Genomic DNA, 19839 nt, shown 5'->3' with positions numbered 1-19839 from the left:
GAAGGCGATGCCGCTTGAGGGTGAGTACGCACCGCATCCGGTGCGGTGGGTGCGTGAACAGGTCGAGTTGTACGAGAGTTCGGGCGGCACCCGAGGGGCGACGCTGTGGGACACGGGCCTGCCCGTCGTCATCCTCACGACGCGCGGCGCGCGGAGCGGCAAGATCCGCAAGATCCCGCTGATGCGCGTGGAACACGAGGGACGGTACGCGGCCGTGGCCTCGAACGGCGGCTCCCCGCGCCACCCGCTCTGGTACGCCAACGTCGCCTCCGCCCCGCACGTCGAGCTGCAGGACGGTGCCGTGCGCCGGGACATGACGGCCCGTGAGGTCACCGGGGAGGAGAAGGCCGCGTGGTGGGAGCGGGCGGTCGCCGCGTTCCCGCCGTACGCCGAGTACCAGGAGAAGACCGACCGCGTGATCCCCGTCTTCGTGCTGGAGCCCACGACCCCGCCCGCGACCGGGCCGGCCGACACCCCAGCGCCGACGACGGGAACCTGATGCGTGCGGTGCCCGACGCGCCCCGCTCGCGGGCCGTACTGATCGGCGCCCTCGCCGTGCTCGCGCTCACCGCCGTGCCCCGGGCGGCGACGGCCGCGCCGGCGCACGACCCCGGCCCAACACCATCCGTACGCGCGGCACGTGCCGTTGAGACCGCGAACCACGCCCCGCCCGCGCCGGCCTGGGCCGGGCCGCACGGCGCGCTGCGACCGCTGGCCGAGCTGTCGGCGCGGCGGCTGCGGACCGCCGACCTGGTCGCCGCGGCGAAGTGGGAGACCGGGCAGCCGATCGACGACCCGGAGCGCGAACGACAGGTCCTGGCCGCCGCCGCCCGGCAGACGGACGAGGTGGGCGGCGAACCGGTGGCGACGGTCGCCGTCTTCCGGGACCAGATCGAGGCGAACAAGCTCGTCCAGCACGCGCTGCACCGCCGGTGGCGCGCCGCGCCGGACCAGGCCCCGACCGAACGACCCGACCTGGCCCGGGTCCGGGCGGAGATCAACCGGATCAACGGCGGCCTCGTCCGCGCCATCGCCGTCGCCGAGCCCGCCCGCACCGCCTGGCTGTGCCCCGTCGCGCTGCTGCCCGAGGCCGCACGCGCGCACCGGGACCAGGCGCTGGACGGGCCGCACGGCGTGGCCCTCGCACGCGCCCTGCGCTCGGTGTGCGCGCCACCACCCACCGCCTCGGCCGGACGCTGGCCCCGTAGCCCCGTAGCCCCGTAGCCCCGTAGCCCCGTAGTCGGGATGCGTCGCGTCGTGTGGTCGGTCGTCGCCCGGCCATCACGCCTCCGTCGCCGTTCGGTTGCCGATCCTCCCCGTCTTGGGCGCGACTTCTCCGCACCTCGTACGGGTGTGCGGCTGCTCCTCCCGGTGCGGTCGGGCATCTTCCGCAGTGACCTGTCCCGCGGCCCCGACCCGTGGATAGGCTGACTCCGGATGACGAACCGGGAGGAGCACGGACGTGGCCGACAGCACCACTGAACAAGCACTGGCGGGCGGCAAGAAGCCGCAACTCGACCTCAGCGACGCGCAGTGGCAGTCGAGCAGCCAGGGATCGGGTGACGTCCAGATCGCCTTCGTGGAGGGGTACATCGCGATGCGGGACGGCCGTCACCCGGAGGGCCCCGCGCTGATCTTCACCCCTGCCGAGTGGCGCGCCTTCGTACTCGGCGCGCGTGACGGCGAGTTCGACCTGACCTGACCCAGGGGCCACCTCCGTGGCCCACCGCCGGGCCCCGCGGCCCGGCCCGCAGGACCCCGTCCGGCGCCGCACCGGCGTCAGGGCCCACGAGCTGCCCCGGCCGCGCACCAGCGGCCCGGGCAGCTCGCGCGCGTCCACGCCAATCCACGGCCCGCACCGCCGCCATCCGCATTGGCGCCATCCGCACAGCGGCCGTCTGCCTAGGGTGCCTCCATGACCGTGCCCACGCCCTGGCCCGCCGCGGCCCCGCTGACGACGCCGCGCCTGCGCCTGGAGCCGCTGCGGCGCGCGCACGCGCGCGAGGCGGTGGGCGTCTTCGACGACGCCCGGCTGCACACCTGGACCGGCGGGGCGCCCAGCTCGCTCGCGCGGCTCGAGGCCCGGTACGCCCGCCAGGAGGTGGGCCGGTCGCCGGACGGCGGCCAGGGATGGCTGAACTGGATGCTGCGCCGGAGAGCGGACGGGCAGGTGGTCGGCACCGTCCAGGCGACGCTGAACCGCCCGACCACGGGAGGGCTGGAGGCGTCGCTCGCCTGGGTGGTCGGCGTCCCCTACCAGGGCAGCGGCTACGCGCGCGAGGGGGCGCTCGCGATGGCGAGTTGGCTGCGGAACCAGGGAGTGACCGGGCTGGTCGCGTACATCCACCCACGCCACGACGCCTCCATGGCCGTCGCCCGGGCGCTCGGCCTGACCGCGTCCGACGAGGTGGTGGACGGCGAGATCCGCTGGAGCACCACGGGCGGGCCGCGCGCCACCCCCTGAGCCCGCGCGCCCGCCGGGCCGCCGAGCCGGCGACCGGAAGCCCGCCGCCACCGGCGGTCAGCGGTCCGGCACCGCCGGTTCTTCTGTAGTCGTGGATAAATTAACCGGGGCTTCCGACCTTCGAAATTCGTGGCCGAGGGATCGCGCTGAGCGACTCCCCGGGCGCCGCACGCCCTCCCTCCGGGCACGTACCATGTCGGCATGTCGTTTCTCCGCCGCCGCAGCGCCGCCACGCCGACAGGTCCGGACTTCGATGTCCTCGCCATGGACCCGGGGGACTGGCCCGGCGACCTGGGGGCCGGGCTGCTGCCCGCGCCGGACGGTAGCTGTCAGGGCGTGTTCCTGCGGTACGACCTGTTCGGCGGACGCGGGCCCGCGATGATCATCGGGAACCTGCCGGCCGGCTCGCCCGTCCGCGAGGTGGGCGAGGGCGTGCCCTTCGAGGTGACGCAGCTCCTGGACGCGCTGGGCAACGACGAGCCCGTGCGGGTCGTCTCGTCCGAGGACAGCCCGGTGATGCACGAGGACAACCTGCTGATCGTGCGCCGTATCAAGCTCTCCGAGAGCCGGGTCTCCTGCGTGCAGTTCGACCGCAGCGACGGCGTCCTGGTCACCATCGCGAGCTGGGACCGGCCCATCACCGACGACCTCTACCGGCTCCTGAAGCCGCTGCCGGCGGAACTCTTCCAGCAGGGCTGACGACAGGCGAGCCACGAGCGGGCGAGCCCCCGACGGCGAACCCGCGACATCCGACGAGGCCCCCGGCGCATCGGCGCACCGGGGGCCTTCGCCTGTCCCCTCCCGTCCGGCTACCGCCCCGAGGGCCGCACCGTCACGTCCGCCGCCCGCACGAACGCCACCCGGTGCCCGAACTGGATCTGGTAGTACGTCTCCTCACCGCGCACCACCTTGTGCCCGGCCGGGTCGAAGGTCGTCGCCCACAGGTACTCGCCCCGGGTCCGCAGCCCCACGGCGTACCGCTGGCCCGCCTTCAGCGCGTACGGCAGCGGCGACACCGCCTGCACCGGCACGCCCTGCGGATAGGCCGCCGGCTCCGGGTACGCCCGGCCGTACACCGGCACCTCGCTCCTGCCGGGACGTGGCGTCACCACCCAGCCGGCGGCGTGCACGGCCGTCGGCCGCTGAGCGGGGTTGTGGAACCACGCGCGCTGGCCCAGGTACCAGATCGCCGTCCAGTCGCCCTCGCGCCCGGCCACCGCGTAGCGCTGACCGGTGGAGGCGCGGGCGCCGGTGTCGTTGACCCCGGTGGTCGCCGGCGACCCGTCCGGGCGCAGCCCCACGTCCGAGACCAGCGGCGCGTCCGCGCGCGGCGCGGTGTGCAGCCGCACGGCGCCGGAGCCGTGCGGCGCGCACGGCTGGCCCGGCTTACCGCAGTCGGTGTAGTCCGGCTGGTGCCGGTCGTAGTCCGGGCGGATGGTGACCAGCCCGCCGTCGGGCCCCGCCGTCTGCCGGAGCGGGGCGCCGAGCAGCCGGAAGTAGTGCGCCCAGTCCCAGTACGGGCCGGGATCGGTGTGCATGCCCCTGATGGACGAGGTGACGGTGCCCGGCACGTTGTCGTGGCCCAGGATGTGCTGCCGGTCCAGCGGGACGTCGTACCGCCGGGCCAGATAGCGCACCAGCCGCGCCGACGACCGGTACATCGCCTCGGTGTACCAGGCGTCCGGCGCCGTCAGGAACCCCTCGTGCTCAAGGCCCACCGACTTGGCGTTGACGTACCAGTTGCCGGCGTGCCAGCCGACATCCTTGGTCGGCACGTGCTGCGCGATGTGCCCGTCCGAGGCCCGCAGGGTGTAGTGCCAGGAGACGTACGTCGGGTCCTGCACCAGCTTGAGCGCGGTGTCCCAGTAGCCCTCCGTGTCGTGCACGATGATGTAGTCGATCCGCTGCGACGCGGGGCGGTCGGCCTTGTCGTGGTTGCCGTAGTCGCCGTCCCCGAGCTCCTGGTACGGCGCGGGCACCGACTCGCAGGACACGCCGCGCGGACACTCGACGCCCGGCCCCCGCTCACCGGCGGGCAGGCCGAGCCGGCGCAGCGTCGCGACGTCGGGGCGCAGGCCGGGGTGCCGGTCGAGCCGCACCCGCTCACCCGCGTCGGTGGTGCGCTGGGCCCCGGTGCGCAGCACCGCGTACACCTCGTCCGCGAACGCCTTGGCCGTCGCGGTGTCGGCGGCCCCGGCGTAGTCGGCAACCGCCGCGTACCAGCGGGCCGGATCGGGGCTGAGCGGCAGGTCGAGACGTTTCTGCGCGGCGGCGAGCAGCGCGGCGCCGCCGTGCACGTTGGCCGCGGGGCTCTCCCGCAGCTCCCGTGCCGGCAACCCGGTCAGCCGCTGGGCCCGCTCCAGGGTGCGCAGGCGCGCCGGCAGGTCGTCCGCCGCGGGCGGCTCGGGCAGTACGGGGGCCGCCCTCCAGGGCGCTCGCGCGTCGTCCCCCCGCGGGTCCTCGGCACCGTGCGCGTGGTGCGTGGCCGAGGCCAGCGCCGTGGCCGCGTCGGTGAGGTGCATCGGCCCGTAGCCACCGCCGACGCTGGGCGCGCCCCGGTGGCCGTCCCAGCGGGACTGGAGGTACGAGACGCCGAGCAGCACCTCGCGCGGCACGTCGAAGCGCTCCGCCGCGGCCGTGAACGCCTGCTGGAGCCCGCCGCCGCGCGGCTGGTCGGCCGTGGCCGTGGGGGCCGCGGCCAGCAGCGGCAGGAGCAGGGCGATCGACGCCGTGGCGCTGAACGCGCGCGATGACGGCCGGGCACGACGGTCGGCGTAGCCGCTCGCCGCCGTTCGTTTCCGGGTGAATCCTGGCAACCTTGGCAACACAGCCTCCTCAAGCTGAGCCGTAGCTCCCACGCGGGGTGGCGCGCGGGAGCGATCGGGCGTGCGGGGCTGAACCCACTTAGAGGTAGCTGCTGGCGAGGGGCTCGTCAATCACGTCCGAGCCGGTTTCTCAACTGACCTTCGTTCCAGGGCGCGTTGCCCCTGTCGGTGCCGTGTCGCGGCGGCGCCGGCAGGGGCGGTGACGGTCCGCGCCGGCTCAGCGCGTGCCGACCGCGGCGCGCACGGCACGCCGCGCGAGCGCGCAGTCGTCGTGCAGCCGCCGCAACAACAGTCGCTGCCGCTCACCGGCTCCGGCGCCCGGCTCGCCGGGGGCCGCCGGCGCGGGATCGCGCATCGTGCGCTGCACGGCCGTCTCGTACATGCGGATCTCCCGGGTCAGCACCAGCATGAGGTTGACCAGGAACGCGTCCCGCGCCGCGCACCCCGCGCTCTGCGCCAACTGGGAGATCTGCCGCCGCGCGAGCGCGGCGTCGGCGCCCACCACCACCCACAGGGTGGCCAGGTCGTAGCCCGGCAGGTACCACCCCGCGTGGTCCCAGTCGATCAGCGCCGCCCCCGACGGCGTGAACAGCATGTTCGAGAGCACCGCCTCGCCGTGGCAGAACTGCCCCTGGGTCTGCCGGCCCTGGGCCTGCGCGATGCCGCGCAGCAGCTTCTGGAGGTCGCCGATGTCCCGGTCGGTGAGCAACCCCAGCTCGTGGTAGCGGGCCAGTCGGGCGGCGTAGTCGATGGGAGCGTCGAACAGGCCGGGCGGCGGGCGCCAGGCGTTGACCCGGTGGATCGCGGCGAGCGCGCTGCGCAGGTCGGTGCGCGGCGGTGTCTCGGTCGGATGCCGTTGCGGGGTCGTCACCCGCCCCGGCACGCGCTCCATGACCAGCGTGCAGTTGTCGGGGTCGGCGGCGATGAGCCGTGGTACGCGCACCGGCGGGCGGTGCCGTACGAAGGCCCGGTAAGCAGCTATTTCGTGATGGAACCGGTCCGCCCAGGCCGGGGAGTGGTCGAGCAGACACTTCGCGACCGCCGTGGTCCGCCCCGTCGTGCCGACCAGGAGGACCGAGCGCCCGCCGCGACGCAACACCTGGACGGGGTTGAACTCGGGACAGACCCGGTGCACCGCCGCGATGGCCGTCCGCAACCGGGCCCCCTGCGGGCCGGACAGGTCGAGCCTCCCGTTCAGCGGCTGGGGAAGGGCGCCCTCAGCGCGTCGCGCCCGTCCGCCGCGGCTGGGATCGAGGTACGGCCCGCCGCCGGCGTGTGGGCGATGCGGCCGAAGAGGGGCGGACACGGGGGACGGTGCTGTGTACATGGGCGAGACAGATCCCTTCGTGTGCCGGCAAGTGCGTGCGCTCCAGACCCGGAGGTGACCGCACCCTGGGGAATGCGGTCCGCCTGCCGGGCTGGTGCCCCGGCGCGCGGACACGGTGCGCAAGCCCGGATCAGGGTGGCGCCGCCGTGGCGGGCCCCGGCACTGTCGTGACGGTTCCTGGAAGGGGCCGCGCCGGCTCGGGAGCCGGCACGCCACGCGCCGCCCTGCCGCGAAGCCCGCGACATCACCGCACGTGGTTGCGTCACCTGAGCCCGAAAGCCAGGGGAGGGTGGCGCGTTCCTACAGGACACCCGCGCACGGGTGGCACACCATCTGGCGGACCCTGGCGAACCCTGGCGAATGCTCGCTACCCCCCACCCCTGGGGCTACTGTCAACTCAGCCGAGAACCTGGGGGCTTGACGTGACGAGGGAACCCAATACCCGTCTTTCGGACCTGTTCGGCCTCGCCGGCTGGTCCAAGGGGGAACTCGCGAGACTCGTGAACCGGCAGGCGGCGGCCATGGGCCATCCGCAACTGGCGACCGACACCTCGCGGGTGCGGCGATGGATCGAGACCGGCGAGACGCCTCGCGATCCCGTACCGAAGGTGTTGGCCGCCCTGTTCACCGAGCGACTCGGTCGTGTCGTGACCATCGAGGACCTCGGATTCGGCCGCCACGGACGCGCGGGTAAAGGGCAAGCCCACGACGGTCTGCCCTGGGCGCCCGGGCGTACGGCCCAGGTCCTCACCGAATTCACGGGAATGGACCTCATGTTCAACCGACGCAGCCTGGTGGGCGCGGGAGCCGCGCTCACCGCGGGCTCCGTGCTCAGCAGCGCCATGTACGACTGGCTGCACGCCGATCCCGCCCTGTCAACCGACGCCCCCTTCCACCCCGGTTCGCACGCCGCCGACCACGCCAGCTTCGACCGCTACGAGGCGGCGCCCGTGGGCTCCGCCGAGATCGAGGCGCTGGAGAAGTCCGTCGACATCTTCCGCGCCTGGGACGCCTCCCGTGGTGGCGGACTCCAGCGCAAGGCGGTGGTGGGCCAGCTCAACGAGGTGGGCGGCATGCTCGCCTACCACCACCCGCCGCATCTCCAGCGCAGGTTGTGGGGGGTGGCGGCCAACCTGGCGGTCCTGGCCGGCTGGATGTCCCACGACGTGGGCCTTGAGCCCACGGCCCAGAAGTACTTCGTGATCGCCGCCCACGCCGCGCGCGAGGGGGGCGACCGTCCCCGGGCCGGTGAGGCGCTGTCCCGGGCCGCACGGCAGATGGTGCACCTGGGCCGGCCCGACGAGGCCCTGGACCTCATGAAGCTGGCCAAGTCCGGCTCGGGCGAGGAGGCGCTGCCGCGCACCCGCGCCATGCTGCACACCATCGAGGCGTGGGCCCAGGCGTCGATGGGCCGCGGCCAGGCCATGCGCCGCACGCTGGGCGAGGCGGAGGAACTCTTCGTCTCGGACAAGGGCGACGTGCCGCCGCCGAGCTGGATGCAGATGTTCGACGAGGCCGACCTGCACGGCATGCAGGCCCTGGCGTACCGCACGCTCGCCGAACACGAGCCCGGTGCCGCGGTCGTCGCGCAGCACCACGCGAAGGAGGCGCTGCGGCTGCGCGTGGGGGGCCGGGAGCGGTCGCAGATCTTCGACCACATCTCCATGGCCTCGGCCTGCTTCATCGACGACGAGCCGGAAAAAGGCGACCGCTACGCGCGGTTGGCCCTGGTCACCATCGGCGAGACATCCTCACTGCGCACCTGGGACCGGCTGCGCGAGATGTACCGGCTCACCGGCCAGTACGCGAGCCAGGCGCAGATCAGGAACCTGCGGGAGGAGATCAAGGAGGCGCTGCCGCATCGCGGTGGCGAAGGACCGGAGCGCAGGACCACCGTCTGACGGCCCGTCGGCACGACCTTCACCCTCTCCCCAGGCCCTCGTCACGCAGGCCGACGCGGGCCCGTACGCGATGGCCGAGCCGACTGCGGGAGGTGACCCGGGGTCACCCAGGTCCGAGCCCGCCGGTGGGCGGGGCCACGCGAGCGCACGGCACGCCGGTCAGCGACGCGGACGCCGCGAGCGGGGCAGGCACGGCCGCCACAGGGCACTGTGGCGTGACCAGCGCGCGCCCACCACCGTGCCGGGTGGCCGGGGCCGACGCACGACCGACGGTGTGGTCGTACGTCGCACGAACCCCCGCCGTGGCGGTGTGCGGGCGGTGGCGGCTCATGCGTCGGAGCCGATCCGGGCGATGAGGACACACGCGTCGTCCTCGCGCTCCTCGTTGCCGAAGGTCTCGGCGACGCTGCGCACGCACTCCTGTGCCGTACGGGCCGAGGCGAACCGGTCGGCGAGGCGCAGCAGTCGCTCGGCTCCCGTCGCGTCACCGACCAGCGGGCCGCGGGGCGCCAGCCCGTCGGTGTGCAGGACGAGCATGTCGCCCGGCTCCAGCACCTCGGTGCGCTGGGTGTACGTCGCCCCGGAGGTGGCGCCGAGCAGCACGCCCTCCGGCGGTCGCAGCGACCACCCCGCTCCGCCGCGGAACAGCAGCGGGGCGGGGTGACCGGCCTGGGACCAGGTGAGGGTGTGGGCGCGGGGGTCGTAGAGGGCGCAGATGGCGCTGCCGAGCGCCGGTTGGGGCGCGGCGTCGAGCATGTGGTTCAGGAACCCCATCAGCGGGCCCGGCTCCACGCCGGCCACGGCCATCCCGCGCAGCGCGCCGAGCAGGGTGGCCATGCCCGAGGTGGCGGCCACCCCGTGGCCGGTCAGGTCGCCGACGCTGAGCAGGGTGCGCCCGTCGGGCAGGTGCAGCGCGTCGTACCAGTCGCCGCCGATCAGCGCGCTGATGGCGGAGGGGAAGTAGTGGGCCGCGAGGTCGAGGGAGTCCTCGCCCGTCGGGTGCGGCAGGCGCAGCGAGCCGCGCCAGGGGGGGAGGACGGCCTCCTGGAGTTCGACGGCGAGGCGGCGCTCGGTCTGTGCGATGTGCCGCTCGCGCTGGAGGGAGTCGCGGGACTCGCGCACGGCCTGCTGGCTGCGGCGCAGCGCGCTGACGTCGCGCAGCACGGCCCACATCGAGCCGGTGCTTCCGTCGGCTTCGAGGACCGGCTCGCCCATCATGTGCACCGTGCGCTCGCGCGGGCCCGGGCCCATGATGCGGAACTCGCCGTCGATCGGCGTGCCGTCCACCAGACAGTCGGTGACCATCGCGGTCAGCGCCGCCTGGTCCGCGGGGTGTACCCAGGAGGGCAGCTCGTCCAGGGAGAGGCCGCCGTCGGCCGGCTGCCGTCCGAAGATCTCGTAGAGCTCCGGCGACCAGGTCACCTCGTCGGTGAGCAGGTTCCACTCGGCGCTGCCGACGCGGCTCAGCAACGAGCGGTGCTCGGGCTCCGGCGGCGCGGCGGGGCGGCGCTCGCGGGGCGGCGTCTCCTCGAGGTCGGTCGGCACTCCCTCGCGAAGCTGGCCCAAGTGCTCGCCGAGATCGTCCAGGTGGTGGACGGCCAACTCGCACAGGGCGCGCTGCCAGCGGGCGCGCGGATCCTCGAACTGCTCGTCCTCGACCCCGGACCCACGGCGGACGGCGTCCAGGCCGCCGCGCAGCCGGCGGGTCTGCGAGATCAGTGCGTCGAGAGCGCCGCGCTCGGGCGGCTGCGGTGCGGGACGGTCCGCGAAGAGGGGCGACGGCATGGGACGTACTCCGATACAGGCGCGGCGCGACCAGATTGGACGGAAGGGCCGGTGACGACTGTCGCACAGGCTGCGACGGACTGTAAGGGATTTGGCAATACCCGATACGGTGGTGCTCTTGACATATGCCAGCGGCCTCCCGTGGATATGCCGGGCACATTCGCGGAGCCGGGGCTTCCGGGTAGGCTGCGGCGCTCGGGACGCGTGGCCGCTGCCATTCATCAGGCATACCGGCGCCGACATCGGCAAGAATGCCGATCGAAGGAAATCCCGTTGCCAGTCCAACCCCCCGCCCCGGATGCTGACCTCATGTTCGATCCAGACATAGCGCCCAGCGGCTCCCTACTCGGTCTCCTCCAGCGAGGCCGCGGTGACGGGACCCTGCACGCCCTCGCGGCACCGCGAGCCGAGGCGCTCGAAGCGCTGCACCACTGCGTGCTGCGCGATCCACGCCGCGACTGGCAGGTGGAGAACCGCTCGCTGTACTACGCCAGGCTCTGCATGGAGCTCGACGGCGGACTTGAAGAGATCGAACAACACCTCTTCCACCCGGACGACCTCATCGACACCGCCGAGGAGCGCACCGGGCTCACCCTCGCCGTCCTCGGCCACCTTGCTTCGTACGGGCGCGATGACGCGCTGCACCTGCTGCGCCGGTACGCCGCGACGGGTGGCAACTGGCAGTGGGCCCTCGACGAGTTGGCGCTGCGGGACGACGACAGTGGGCTGCGTGCCCTCAGCGGCCTCGTGCTGGCCCGCTTCCCGCACACCCCCGAGGGGGAGGCCGCGCTCGCGACGGCGGCCAGGGACGCCTTCGAGCCGCGCCCCTGGCGGCTGTGGGCGGAGGACACGTCCGAGCCGGGCAACGCCGCCCGCGTGCGCGCCGCCCTGGAGAGCGGCTGCTTCGACCGCTGGCAGCGGCAGCTCCGGCCGACCGGGCCACGGCCGGGCTGGAGCGTACGGGAAGTGCTCGACTGGGCCCAGCAGGGCCAGGACCAGCACCCCACCCAGGACCGACAGGGACCGGCCGCCCGCTGCCTGACGGCCGTCGCCGGCCCCGACGACCACCCGGCCATCGTCGCCGCGGCCGCCCACGGCCCCGACGCCGCGCGCGCCACCGCCCTGCGGTACCTGGCCGAACAGCACGCCCCCGAGTCGCTCGCCCTCATCGAGGCGGCGGCCGAGTCCCCCTCGTCCCTGGTGGCCGACGCGGCCATCGGCGCCTTCGAGCGCATGCGCAGCAACGCCTCGCTGATCAGGGCCCGAAGCTGGGCGCGCCGCGACGACGCGCTCGGCTCCGCCGCCGCCTCGCTCCTCGCCCGCAGGGGCGGCCAGCGCGACGCCACCGTGGTGCTGAGCGCGCTGCGCCGCGTGGTGCGCACCGAGGGCCCCGACGCCGCGCCGCTGTGGGACCTGGTGGACGGGGCGGGCCGGCTCACCATCGCCTGCGCGGCGCCGGTGCTGCGCCACATCTACCGCGAGACCTCGTCCTCGCAGCTCCGTGGCAGGTCGGCGCGGGCCCTGGCGGCCACCGACCCGTCCTTCGCGGCCGGATTCGCGGTGGAGTGCCTGTGGGACTGCGAGGAGTCGACCCGCGAACTCGCCGCCCGGCACGCCGCCACGGCCGACTCCCGCGTCGTGGACCAGTTGCGCCGGCTCGCCGCGGACCCGGCCGAGGAGGCCGAGGTGCAGACCGCCGTGCGCAGCCGGATCGACCCGGACACGGCCTCCCTCTGACCCCCCGGCGCCGGCCCTCGCCGCACTGATCGCGAGCGGTTCCGAGCGCGGCCCCGGCGCACGCCCGCGCGCCTGGCCCGGGGCCGACGGGCGCCCACGCCGTAGGCCCATGCCGTACGCCCCGATCACGGGCGCCTCGACGCGCCCGTACGCCCCGCCCGTACGTGCCGTGGGCACGGCGGGCGGGGGCGGCGCCGGGCCGCGGGTGGTGTCGGGGCGACGTGCCGTGGGGGCGTTTTCCGGACAGACCCGTCCGGCAGGGCAGAACCCGCACCCACCAGCGGCGAACGCTCATGGGACGTTTCCTGATCGGAAAGATCCACGTGGCCCGGGTCACGTTCCGCGCGCCGACAACACCGGTATGCGTGTCGCCATCGTCACCGAATCCTTTCCCCCCGACATCAACGGCGTCTCCCACTGCGCCCTGCAGACCGCCCAGCACCTCGCCCGGCGCGGCCACCAGCCCCTGGTCCTCGCCCCGGCCGGGGCGCACGACTGCCCGGCGGACAGCGACGGCACCCACCCCTACCCGGTCGTCCGCGTCCCCTCGCTGCCGCTGCCCGGCTACCCGCAGGTGCGCGTCGCCCTGCCCAGCCGCCGGCTCGCCGCCACCCTGACCGCGCACCGTGCCGACCTCGTCCACCTGGCCAGCCCGTTCATCCTCGGCGTACGCGGCATGGCCGCGGCGACCCGGCTGGGCGTCCCCGCCGTCGCCGTCTACCAGACCGACATCGGCGGCTACGCGCGCACCTACCTCGGCACCGGCGAGTCCGCCGCCTGGCGCCGGATACGGGCCGTGCACGCCGCCGCCGACCGCACCCTCGCCCCCTCCACCGCCGCCGCCCGCGACCTCGCCGAGCACGGCGTGCCACGGATCGCGCTGTGGCCACGCGGCGTCGACACCGCCCGCTTCCGCCCCGCGCTGCGCGATCCCGAACTGCGCCGTGGCCTCGCCCCGGGTGGCGAGCTGATCGTCGGGTACGTCGGCCGGCTGGCGCCCGAGAAGTGCGTCGAACTGCTCGCTCCGGTAGCCGCCCTGCCCGGCGTGCGGTTGGTCGTCGTCGGCGACGGGCCGAGCGCGGCCGGGCTGCGCGCGGCGCTGCCCGGGGCCCGCTTCCTCGGCCGCCGTACCGGCGACGAACTCGCGCGCGTCTTCGCCTCGTTGGACGTCTTCGTACACACCGGGCCACAGGAGACGTTCTGCCAGACCGTGCAGGAGGCGCAGGCCAGCGGCGTGCCGGTGGTCGCTCCCGCCGTGGGCGGGCCGCTCGACCTGATCGCGCACGGGCGCACCGGGCTGCTGGTGCCGCCGGGCGACTCGGCCGCCGTGCTCGACGCGGTCGCGCTGTTGGCCGAATCGCCGCGGCTGCGAGCCGAGCTTGGCCGGGCCGGGCGCGCCGCCGTGGAGGGGCGCACCTGGGAGATGGTGGGCGACCTCCTGCTCGACCACTACGCCGAGGTCCTGGCCGAGCGCACGGGGCGGGTCGCGGAGGGCAGGGCGGCATGACGGACCTCCACTCCCCCCGACACGCCTCGCCCCCCGCGCCTCCCTCGCCCTCCGCGCCTCCCGAACTGTCCACGGCTCCCGTGCCCCCGGCCCCGCACCCACCGCACCCCCTACGCCCGCTGCGCATCGTGCGGCTCGCCAACTTCGTCACCCCGACCTCCGGCGGGCTGCGCACCGCGCTGCGCGAACTCGGCGCCGGCTACCGGGCCGCGGGCCACGAACCGGTCCTGGTCATCCCCGGCGAACGGGCTTCCGACGAGGCCACCGCGCAGGGACGGGTGATCACCGTCCCCGGCCACGAGCTGCCCGGCACCGGCGGCTACCGGGTGCTCACCGGCCGACGCCACCTGGCCCGACTCCTCGAGCGCCTCGCCCCGGACCGCCTTGAGGTCTCCGACCGCACCACGCTGCGGTGGACGGGGGAGTGGGCCAGGCAGGCCCGCGTGCCCGCGGTCATGGTCTCCCACGAGAGCGCCGACGCCGTGCTGCGCACCTGGGGCGTCCCACCGGCCGCCGCGGGCTATGCCGCCGACCGGCTGAACCTGCGCACGGCCCGGGCGTACGCGCGCGTGGTGTGCACGACGGAGTGGGCCGCGCGGGAGTTCGTACGGCTCGGCGTGCGCAACCTCGTCCGCGCCCCGCTCGGTGTCGATCTGGAGAAGTGCCACCCCGCCTGGTACAGCGCCGCGCTGCGGGCTCGCCACGTGAGCGGGGCGGCCAGGCTCCTGGTGATGTGCTCGCGGTTGTCGCCGGAGAAGCGGCCGGGGCGGGCCCTGGACGCCGTGGCCGCGCTGCGCCGGCGCGGGGTCGCCGTGCACCTGGTGGTGGCGGGGGACGGGCCGCTGCGCCCCCGGTTGGCCGAGCGCGCCCGTGTCGAGGGGTTGCCGGTCACCTTCCTGGGCCACGTGGCGCACCGGGCGGAGCTGGCCGCGTGGCAGGCGAGCGCCGACGTGGTGCTGGCGCCCGGGCCGGCCGAGACGTTCGGGCTCGCCGCGCTGGAGGCGCTGGCCTGCGGTACGCCGGTGGTGGTCAGTGCCTCGTCGGCGCTGCCTGACATCGTTGACAGGGCGGGCGTCAGCGCCACCGACGACGGCTGGGCCTTCGCGGACGCCGTCGAGGACGTGCTGGCCCGTCCGGAGCCGGCCCGCCGCGAGGCCGCGCGGGCGCGCGCCGAGGAGTTCGGCTGGCCGCTCGCGGTGGCCGCCTTCCTGGCCGCGCACGACGCGGGGCCGCCAGCCCCGACGGAGCCGGCGCCCACGGCCGACGCCGTGGTCGCGGCGGCGCGGGGGCCCAAGCCGCCGGGGGGAGGCGGCTCATGACGGCGTGGCGCGCGCCCGGCGCGCGACCCACGGCGCCGCCCCCCGAGGCCGGCGCCCTGGCCGACGCCGGTGCCCTGGCCGACGCCGGCGCCCTGGCCGCCCCTGGCACCCGGGCCGTCCCCGGCGCCCGGGCCGGCCGCGACATCGCGGCCGGCCGAGGCCCGGCGGGGCCCGCGTCGGCCGCGCCGGGGCCCGCCGACCGGGCGGCCCCGTTCCGGTTCGTGGCCCTGGGCGACTCGCTCACCGCGGGCGTCGGCGATCCCGCACCCGGCGGGGGCTGGCGGGGCTGGGCCGCGCTGCTGGCGGGCGCCCTGGTTCCCGAGGACGCCCCGGACCGCGCCGCCGAGCCCGATGGCGGGTGCGCCGGCACGGCCGGGGCGGACCCGGGCCCGGCCCGGTCCGGTCACCTGGCGGGCGGCCCGTATGCCGGAGTGGGCCGGCGGCTGGACGGGCGTCCGCGCCGGGTGGAGTTCGTCAACCTCGCCCGTAGCGGGGCGCTGGTCGCCGAGATGGTCGAGGGGCAGCTGCCCGCCGGTCGCGGCCCGAGTTGGCCTCCGTGGTGGTGGGCGGCAACGACACGTTGCGCGCGGCGTTCGACATCGACCAGCTCGCGCGGGCGCTCGACCTCGCGATGCGCGCCCTGCGCGCCGATGGCGCCGTCCTGCTCACCGCCTGCCTGCCCAACCCGGGGCGCGCGCTGGGCCTGCCGCGCCCGCTGGCCGCGCCCCTGACTCGTCGGACGCGTGCCCTCAACACGGTGGTGCACGTGCTGGCCCGGCGGTACGGGGCGGTCCACGCGCACCTGGCCGGGTGCGCCTGGGTGACGGACCGGGCGGCGCGCGGCGTGGACCGGCTGCACCCCAGCGAGCTGGGCCACCGGCTGCTGGCCCGGGAGTTCCACGCGGCGCTCGGCCGGCGGGGCGCGCGACTCGGGCCCGCGCCCTCGGTCGAGCCCGACGGCCCGCCGCCGACGTTCGCCGACGGCACCTGGTGGCTGGCCACGCGCGGCACGCGCTGGGTCTTCGACCGGTGCCGCGACCTGCTGCCGGACTTGGTCCGGCAGGCCGCCCTGGAGAGCGGCCACCACCTGACGGGCACCGCGCACCTGCTGGACGCGCGGGCGCGCGCGGCCACCCGTGGCGCGCTGACGGCCACCCGTGGCGCGCCCGCGCGCGCCCTGCGCGCCGGCAGCGCGGCGTGACCCCGCCCCGTCCCCGTCCCTCCCGTTCCCGGCGACGCCCGACAGGCGCCCCCGCGCCCCTACCCCGTACCGGTCCAGATCGCTCGCTCCCCGGCCGCGTACCCGCTCCGTACCGCTGTGCGCTGTGACAATGCGGGGATGACGACGGGACGCTGGGAGTTCTGGATCGATCGGGGTGGCACCTTCACGGACGTCGTGGGCCGGCGGCCGGACGGGCGCCTGGTGACCAGGAAGCTGCTGTCGCACCACCCCGAGCGGGCGCGGGACGCGGCCGTCGCCGGCATCCGCGACACGCTCGGCCTCGCGCCCGGGCAGCCGCTGCCCGCCGAGCGGATCGCCGTCGTCAAGATGGGCACCACGGTGGCCACCAACGCCCTGCTCGAACGCTCGGGCGAGCCCACCGTCCTGGTGGTCACCGAGGGGTTCCGGGACGCGCTGCGCATCGCGTACCAGAACCGGCCGCGCATCTTCGACCGGCACATCGCGCTGCCCGAGGCGCTGTACGCCCGCGTGATCGAGGTTCCCGAGCGGCTCGGCGCGCACGGGGAGGTGGTGCGACCGCTGGAACTGGACGCCGTGCGGCGGGAGCTGCGGGCCGCCCACCGCGACGGCCTGCGGGCCGCCGCCGTCGTCCTCACCCACGGCTACCGGTACCCACGGCATGAGCGGGCCGTGGGCGCCGTGGCCCGGGAGGTGGGCTTCGCCCAGGTGAGCTGCTCGCACGAGGTGAGCCCGCTGATGAAGCTGGTGCCGCGTGGCGACACCACCGTCGTCGACGCGTACCTCTCGCCCATCCTGCGGCGCTACGTCGAGGAGGTGGCCGGCGAACTGCGTGGCATCCGGCTGATGTTCATGCAGTCCAACGGCGGGCTGCGGGAGGCGGCGCACTTCCGTGGCAAGGACGCGGTGCTCTCCGGGCCCGCCGGTGGCGTCGTCGGCATGGCCCGCTCGGCGGCCGAGGCCGGCCACGAGCGCGTCATCGGCTTCGACATGGGTGGCACCTCCACTGACGTGTCGCACTACGCCGGCGAGTTCGAGCGGGTCTACGGCACCGAGGTGGCCGGGGTGCGGATGCGGGCCCCGATGATGGACATCCACACCGTCGCCGCGGGCGGCGGCTCGGTGCTGCGCTTCGACGGCCAGCGCTACCGGGTCGGCCCCGACTCCGCCGGCGCGGTGCCCGGCCCCGCCTGCTACCGCCGCGGCGGGCCGCTGACCGTCACCGACGCCAACGTGATGCTCGGGCGTCTCCAGGCCGACCACTTCCCCGCCGTCTTCGGCCCGCACGCCGACCAGCCGCTGGACGTGGCGGCCGTGCGCGAGGGGTTCGCCGCGCTGGCCGCCGAGATCGCCGCCGCGACCGGCGACCGTCGCGGGCCCGAACATGTCGCGGCCGGCTACCTCGACATCGCCGTGCTCAACATGGCGACCGCCGTCAAGAAGATCTCCGTACAGCGCGGCCACGACGTCACGCGGTACGCGCTGACCACCTTCGGCGGCGCCGGCGGCCAGCACGCCTGCGCCGTCGCCGACGCGCTCGGCATCACCACCGTCATCGTCCCGCCGCTGGCCGGCGTGCTCTCCGCGTACGGCATCGGGGTGGCCGACGCCACCGCGATGCGCGAGGCGGCCGTCGAGGTCCGCCTCGACGACCCGGCGGGCATGGACCGGGTGTGTTCGGTCAGCGCGGAACTGGCCGAGCGCACCCGGGCGGAGCTGGCCGCCGACGGCCTGCCAGGCGAGGCGATCACCACCGTGACCCGGGTCCACCTGCGGTACGCCGGCACCGACTCGGCCATCGCCGTGCCGTTGGCCGACGCCGCGGCGATGACGGCCGACTTCGCGCGCGAGCACCGCGCCCGCTACGCCTTCACCATGGACAAGCCGCTGGTCGCGGAGGCCGTCGCGGTCGAGGCCAGGTGCGCGGCGGCGCCCGCCCACGTGAGCACCGGACCCGCCGCGCGCGAGGACGCGGCGGGCGCGGGGGAAGCGCCCCAACCCCCGCCGACCGTCCGGATGTTCGCCGCCGGCCGCTGGCGGCCGACGCGCCTGTACCGGCGCGCCGATCTGCGCCCGGGCGACACGCTCGGCGGGCCCGCCCTCGTCGTGGAGGCGGACGCCACCACCGTCGTCGAGCCGGACTGGCGGGCCAGCGTCGGCGAGCGGGGGCACCTGCTGCTGACCCGGGTACGCCCCCGACCGCGCACCGTCGCGGCGGGCACCGGCGCCGACCCGGTGCTCCTTGAGGTCTTCAACAGCCTCTTCATGGCGATCGCCGAGCACATGGGGGTGCGCCTGGAGAACACCGCGCACTCGGTCAACATCAAGGAGCGCCTCGACTTCTCCTGCGCGCTCTTCGACGCCGAGGGCAACCTGATCGCCAACGCCCCGCACATCCCGGTGCACCTGGGCTCGATGGGCGAGTCGATCAAGGAGGTGCTGCGGCGCGATACCGGCGCGATGCGCCCGGGCGACGTCTACGCGATCAACGACCCGTACCACGGGGGCACCCACCTGCCCGACGTCACCGTGGTCACGCCGGTCTTCGACGACGCCGGGCAGCGACTGCTGTTCCTCGTCGCCTCGCGCGGCCACCACGCCGACATCGGCGGCAGCACCCCCGGCTCGATGCCCGCCTTCAGCCGCACCATCGAGGAGGAGGGCGTCCTCTTCGACAACTGGCTGCTGGTGCGCGGCGGCGAGCTGCGCGAGCGCGCGACGCGCCACTTGCTCACCTCGGCCCGCTACCCCTCCCGCGCGCCGGAGACCAACCTGGCCGACCTGCGGGCCCAGATCGCCGCCAACGAGAAGGGCGTCAGGGAACTGCGCCGGATGGTCGACCAGTTCGGCCTCGACGTCGTGCACGCCTACATGGGCCACGTGCGGGCCAACGCCGAGGAGTCGGTGCGCGCCATCATCGCCGGACTGCGCGACGGTTCGTACCGCTACGAGACCGACAGCGGCGCCGTCATCCAGGTCGCGTTGCGCGTCGACCACCGCACGCGCGGCGCCGTCGTGGACTTCGCCGGCACCTCCGCCCAGCAGCCGGGCAACGCCAACGCGCCAAGCTCGGTGGTGATGGCCGCGGTGCTCTACGTCTTCCGCACCCTGGTCGCGCACGACATCCCGCTCAACAGCGGCTGCCTGGCCCCGCTCGACGTGCGCATCCCCGAGGGCTCGATGCTGGCCCCCACGTATCCGGCGGCCACCGTCGCGGGCAACGTGGAGACCTCGCAGGCGGTCACCGGCGCGCTGTACGGGGCCCTCGGCGTGCAGGCGGAGGGCTCGGGGACGATGAACAACATCACCTTCGGCAACGACCGGGTGCAGTACTACGAGACGCTGGCCAGCGGCTCCGGGGCCGGCGACGGCTTCGACGGCGCCGACGCGGTCCAGACCCACATGACCAACTCCCGGTTGACCGACCCCGAGGTGCTCGAATGGCGCTACCCGGTGCGCGTGGAGACCTTCGCCGTGCGGCGGGGGAGCGGCGGGTGGGGCCGCTGGCGCGGCGGCTGCGGGGTGACCCGGCGCATCCGCTGCCTCGAACCGATGACCATCGCGCTGCTCTCCGGCCACCGCAGGGTCGCCCCGTACGGCATGGCCGGCGGTGGGCCGGGCGCCCTCGGGGTCAACCTGCTGGAGCGCGCCGACGGCGGCGTGCGCACGCTGGCCGGGTGCGACGTGGTGCGGGCGGCGGCGGGCGACGCCCTGGTGGTGCACACGCCGGGGGGCGGGGGCTACGGGAAGCCCGAGGAATAGCCTCCACGGGA

The 19839-nt window shown here is 75.3% G+C and carries 14 protein-coding genes; 11 read left to right on the top strand and 3 right to left on the bottom strand.

Annotation, left to right across the window (positions count from 1 at the left end; translation table 11 throughout):
* The first annotated feature begins 7 nt into the window (after window positions 1-7).
* From H7H31_RS02265 to H7H31_RS02245, 5 genes are all read left to right on the top strand, one after another.
* Complete coding sequence (locus H7H31_RS02265) at window positions 8-499, top strand: nitroreductase family deazaflavin-dependent oxidoreductase (protein WP_187062327.1); 492 nt, start codon at window positions 8-10, stop codon at window positions 497-499.
* On the top strand, window positions 499-1224 hold the full coding sequence (aroQ, locus tag H7H31_RS02260) for a gamma subclass chorismate mutase AroQ (protein WP_187062326.1): 726 nt from the start codon (window positions 499-501) through the stop codon (window positions 1222-1224). Before H7H31_RS02265 ends, aroQ begins: the two co-directional genes overlap by 1 nt.
* Window positions 1225-1462: 238 nt before the next feature.
* Window positions 1463-1702, top strand: a complete 240-nt coding sequence (locus H7H31_RS02255) for a DUF397 domain-containing protein (RefSeq protein WP_187062325.1) — start codon at window positions 1463-1465, stop codon at window positions 1700-1702.
* 213 nt (window positions 1703-1915) lie between these two features.
* The gene (locus H7H31_RS02250) at window positions 1916-2464 is read left to right on the top strand and encodes a GNAT family N-acetyltransferase (protein WP_187062324.1); all 549 of its coding nucleotides are present in this window, start codon (window positions 1916-1918) and stop codon (window positions 2462-2464) included.
* Between the two features lie 201 nt (window positions 2465-2665).
* A complete protein-coding gene (locus tag H7H31_RS02245; protein ID WP_187062323.1) occupies window positions 2666-3163 on the top strand; it encodes a hypothetical protein in 498 nt (165 codons plus the stop codon).
* Between the two features lie 110 nt (window positions 3164-3273).
* On the opposite strand, the gene H7H31_RS02240 is transcribed toward H7H31_RS02245, so the two are convergent.
* On the bottom strand, window positions 3274-5280 hold the full coding sequence (locus H7H31_RS02240) for a peptidoglycan recognition protein family protein (RefSeq protein ID WP_187062329.1): 2007 nt from the start codon (window positions 5278-5280) through the stop codon (window positions 3274-3276).
* Window positions 5281-5506: 226 nt separating this feature from the next.
* Window positions 5507-6616, bottom strand: a complete 1110-nt coding sequence (locus H7H31_RS02235; RefSeq protein ID WP_187062322.1) for an aminoglycoside phosphotransferase family protein — start codon at window positions 6614-6616, stop codon at window positions 5507-5509.
* A gap of 422 nt (window positions 6617-7038) precedes the next feature.
* Between H7H31_RS02235 and H7H31_RS02230 the strand changes: the two genes are divergently transcribed.
* A complete protein-coding gene (locus H7H31_RS02230; protein WP_187062321.1) occupies window positions 7039-8517 on the top strand; it encodes a DNA-binding protein NsdB in 1479 nt (492 codons plus the stop codon).
* Window positions 8518-8844: 327 nt separating this feature from the next.
* Here H7H31_RS02230 and H7H31_RS02225 read toward each other — a convergent pair whose 3' ends face one another.
* A complete protein-coding gene (locus tag H7H31_RS02225) occupies window positions 8845-10302 on the bottom strand; it encodes a PP2C family protein-serine/threonine phosphatase (RefSeq protein WP_187062320.1) in 1458 nt (485 codons plus the stop codon).
* A 309-nt stretch (window positions 10303-10611) separates the two neighbouring features.
* Here H7H31_RS02225 and H7H31_RS02220 point away from each other — a divergent pair, with 309 nt between their 5' ends.
* From H7H31_RS02220 to H7H31_RS02200, 5 genes are all read left to right on the top strand, one after another.
* On the top strand, window positions 10612-12039 hold the full coding sequence (locus H7H31_RS02220; protein WP_187062319.1) for a HEAT repeat domain-containing protein: 1428 nt from the start codon (window positions 10612-10614) through the stop codon (window positions 12037-12039).
* Window positions 12040-12400: 361 nt separating this feature from the next.
* A complete protein-coding gene (locus H7H31_RS02215) occupies window positions 12401-13546 on the top strand; it encodes a glycosyltransferase family 4 protein (RefSeq protein ID WP_187062318.1) in 1146 nt (381 codons plus the stop codon).
* Complete coding sequence (locus H7H31_RS02210; protein ID WP_187117717.1) at window positions 13543-14865, top strand: glycosyltransferase; 1323 nt, start codon at window positions 13543-13545, stop codon at window positions 14863-14865. Before H7H31_RS02215 ends, H7H31_RS02210 begins: the two co-directional genes overlap by 4 nt.
* 562 nt (window positions 14866-15427) lie before the next feature.
* Window positions 15428-16066, top strand: coding sequence for an SGNH/GDSL hydrolase family protein (locus H7H31_RS33425; protein ID WP_308284255.1), 639 nt, complete (start codon window positions 15428-15430; stop codon window positions 16064-16066).
* Between the two features lie 138 nt (window positions 16067-16204).
* On the top strand, window positions 16205-19828 hold the full coding sequence (locus tag H7H31_RS02200; protein ID WP_187062726.1) for a hydantoinase B/oxoprolinase family protein: 3624 nt from the start codon (window positions 16205-16207) through the stop codon (window positions 19826-19828).
* Window positions 19829-19839: the final 11 nt, after the last annotated feature.

Source organism: Streptomyces buecherae, assembly GCF_014295035.1.
Taxonomy (GTDB): Bacteria; Actinomycetota; Actinomycetes; order Streptomycetales; family Streptomycetaceae; genus Streptomyces; species Streptomyces youssoufiensis.
The sequence above is the reverse complement of the archived record's forward strand: the minus strand, read 5'-3'. Positions and strand labels throughout refer to the sequence as shown.

Excerpts from the sequence above, each read along its gene's own strand:
- H7H31_RS02225 (WP_187062320.1), bottom strand. The coding sequence starts at position 10,302 with ATGCCGTCGCCCCTCTTCGCGGACCGTCCCGCACCGCAGCCGCCCGAG.
- H7H31_RS02245 (WP_187062323.1), top strand. The coding sequence starts at position 2,666 with ATGTCGTTTCTCCGCCGCCGCAGCGCCGCCACGCCGACAGGTCCGGAC.
- H7H31_RS02200 (WP_187062726.1), top strand. The coding sequence starts at position 16,205 with ATGACGACGGGACGCTGGGAGTTCTGGATCGATCGGGGTGGCACCTTC.
- H7H31_RS02235 (WP_187062322.1), bottom strand. The coding sequence starts at position 6,616 with ATGTACACAGCACCGTCCCCCGTGTCCGCCCCTCTTCGGCCGCATCGC.
- aroQ (WP_187062326.1), top strand. The coding sequence starts at position 499 with ATGCGTGCGGTGCCCGACGCGCCCCGCTCGCGGGCCGTACTGATCGGC.
- H7H31_RS02215 (WP_187062318.1), top strand. The coding sequence starts at position 12,401 with ATGCGTGTCGCCATCGTCACCGAATCCTTTCCCCCCGACATCAACGGC.
- H7H31_RS02210 (WP_187117717.1), top strand. The coding sequence starts at position 13,543 with ATGACGGACCTCCACTCCCCCCGACACGCCTCGCCCCCCGCGCCTCCC.
- H7H31_RS02250 (WP_187062324.1), top strand. The coding sequence starts at position 1,916 with ATGACCGTGCCCACGCCCTGGCCCGCCGCGGCCCCGCTGACGACGCCG.
- H7H31_RS02220 (WP_187062319.1), top strand. The coding sequence starts at position 10,612 with ATGTTCGATCCAGACATAGCGCCCAGCGGCTCCCTACTCGGTCTCCTC.
- H7H31_RS02265 (WP_187062327.1), top strand. The coding sequence starts at position 8 with ATGCCGCTTGAGGGTGAGTACGCACCGCATCCGGTGCGGTGGGTGCGT.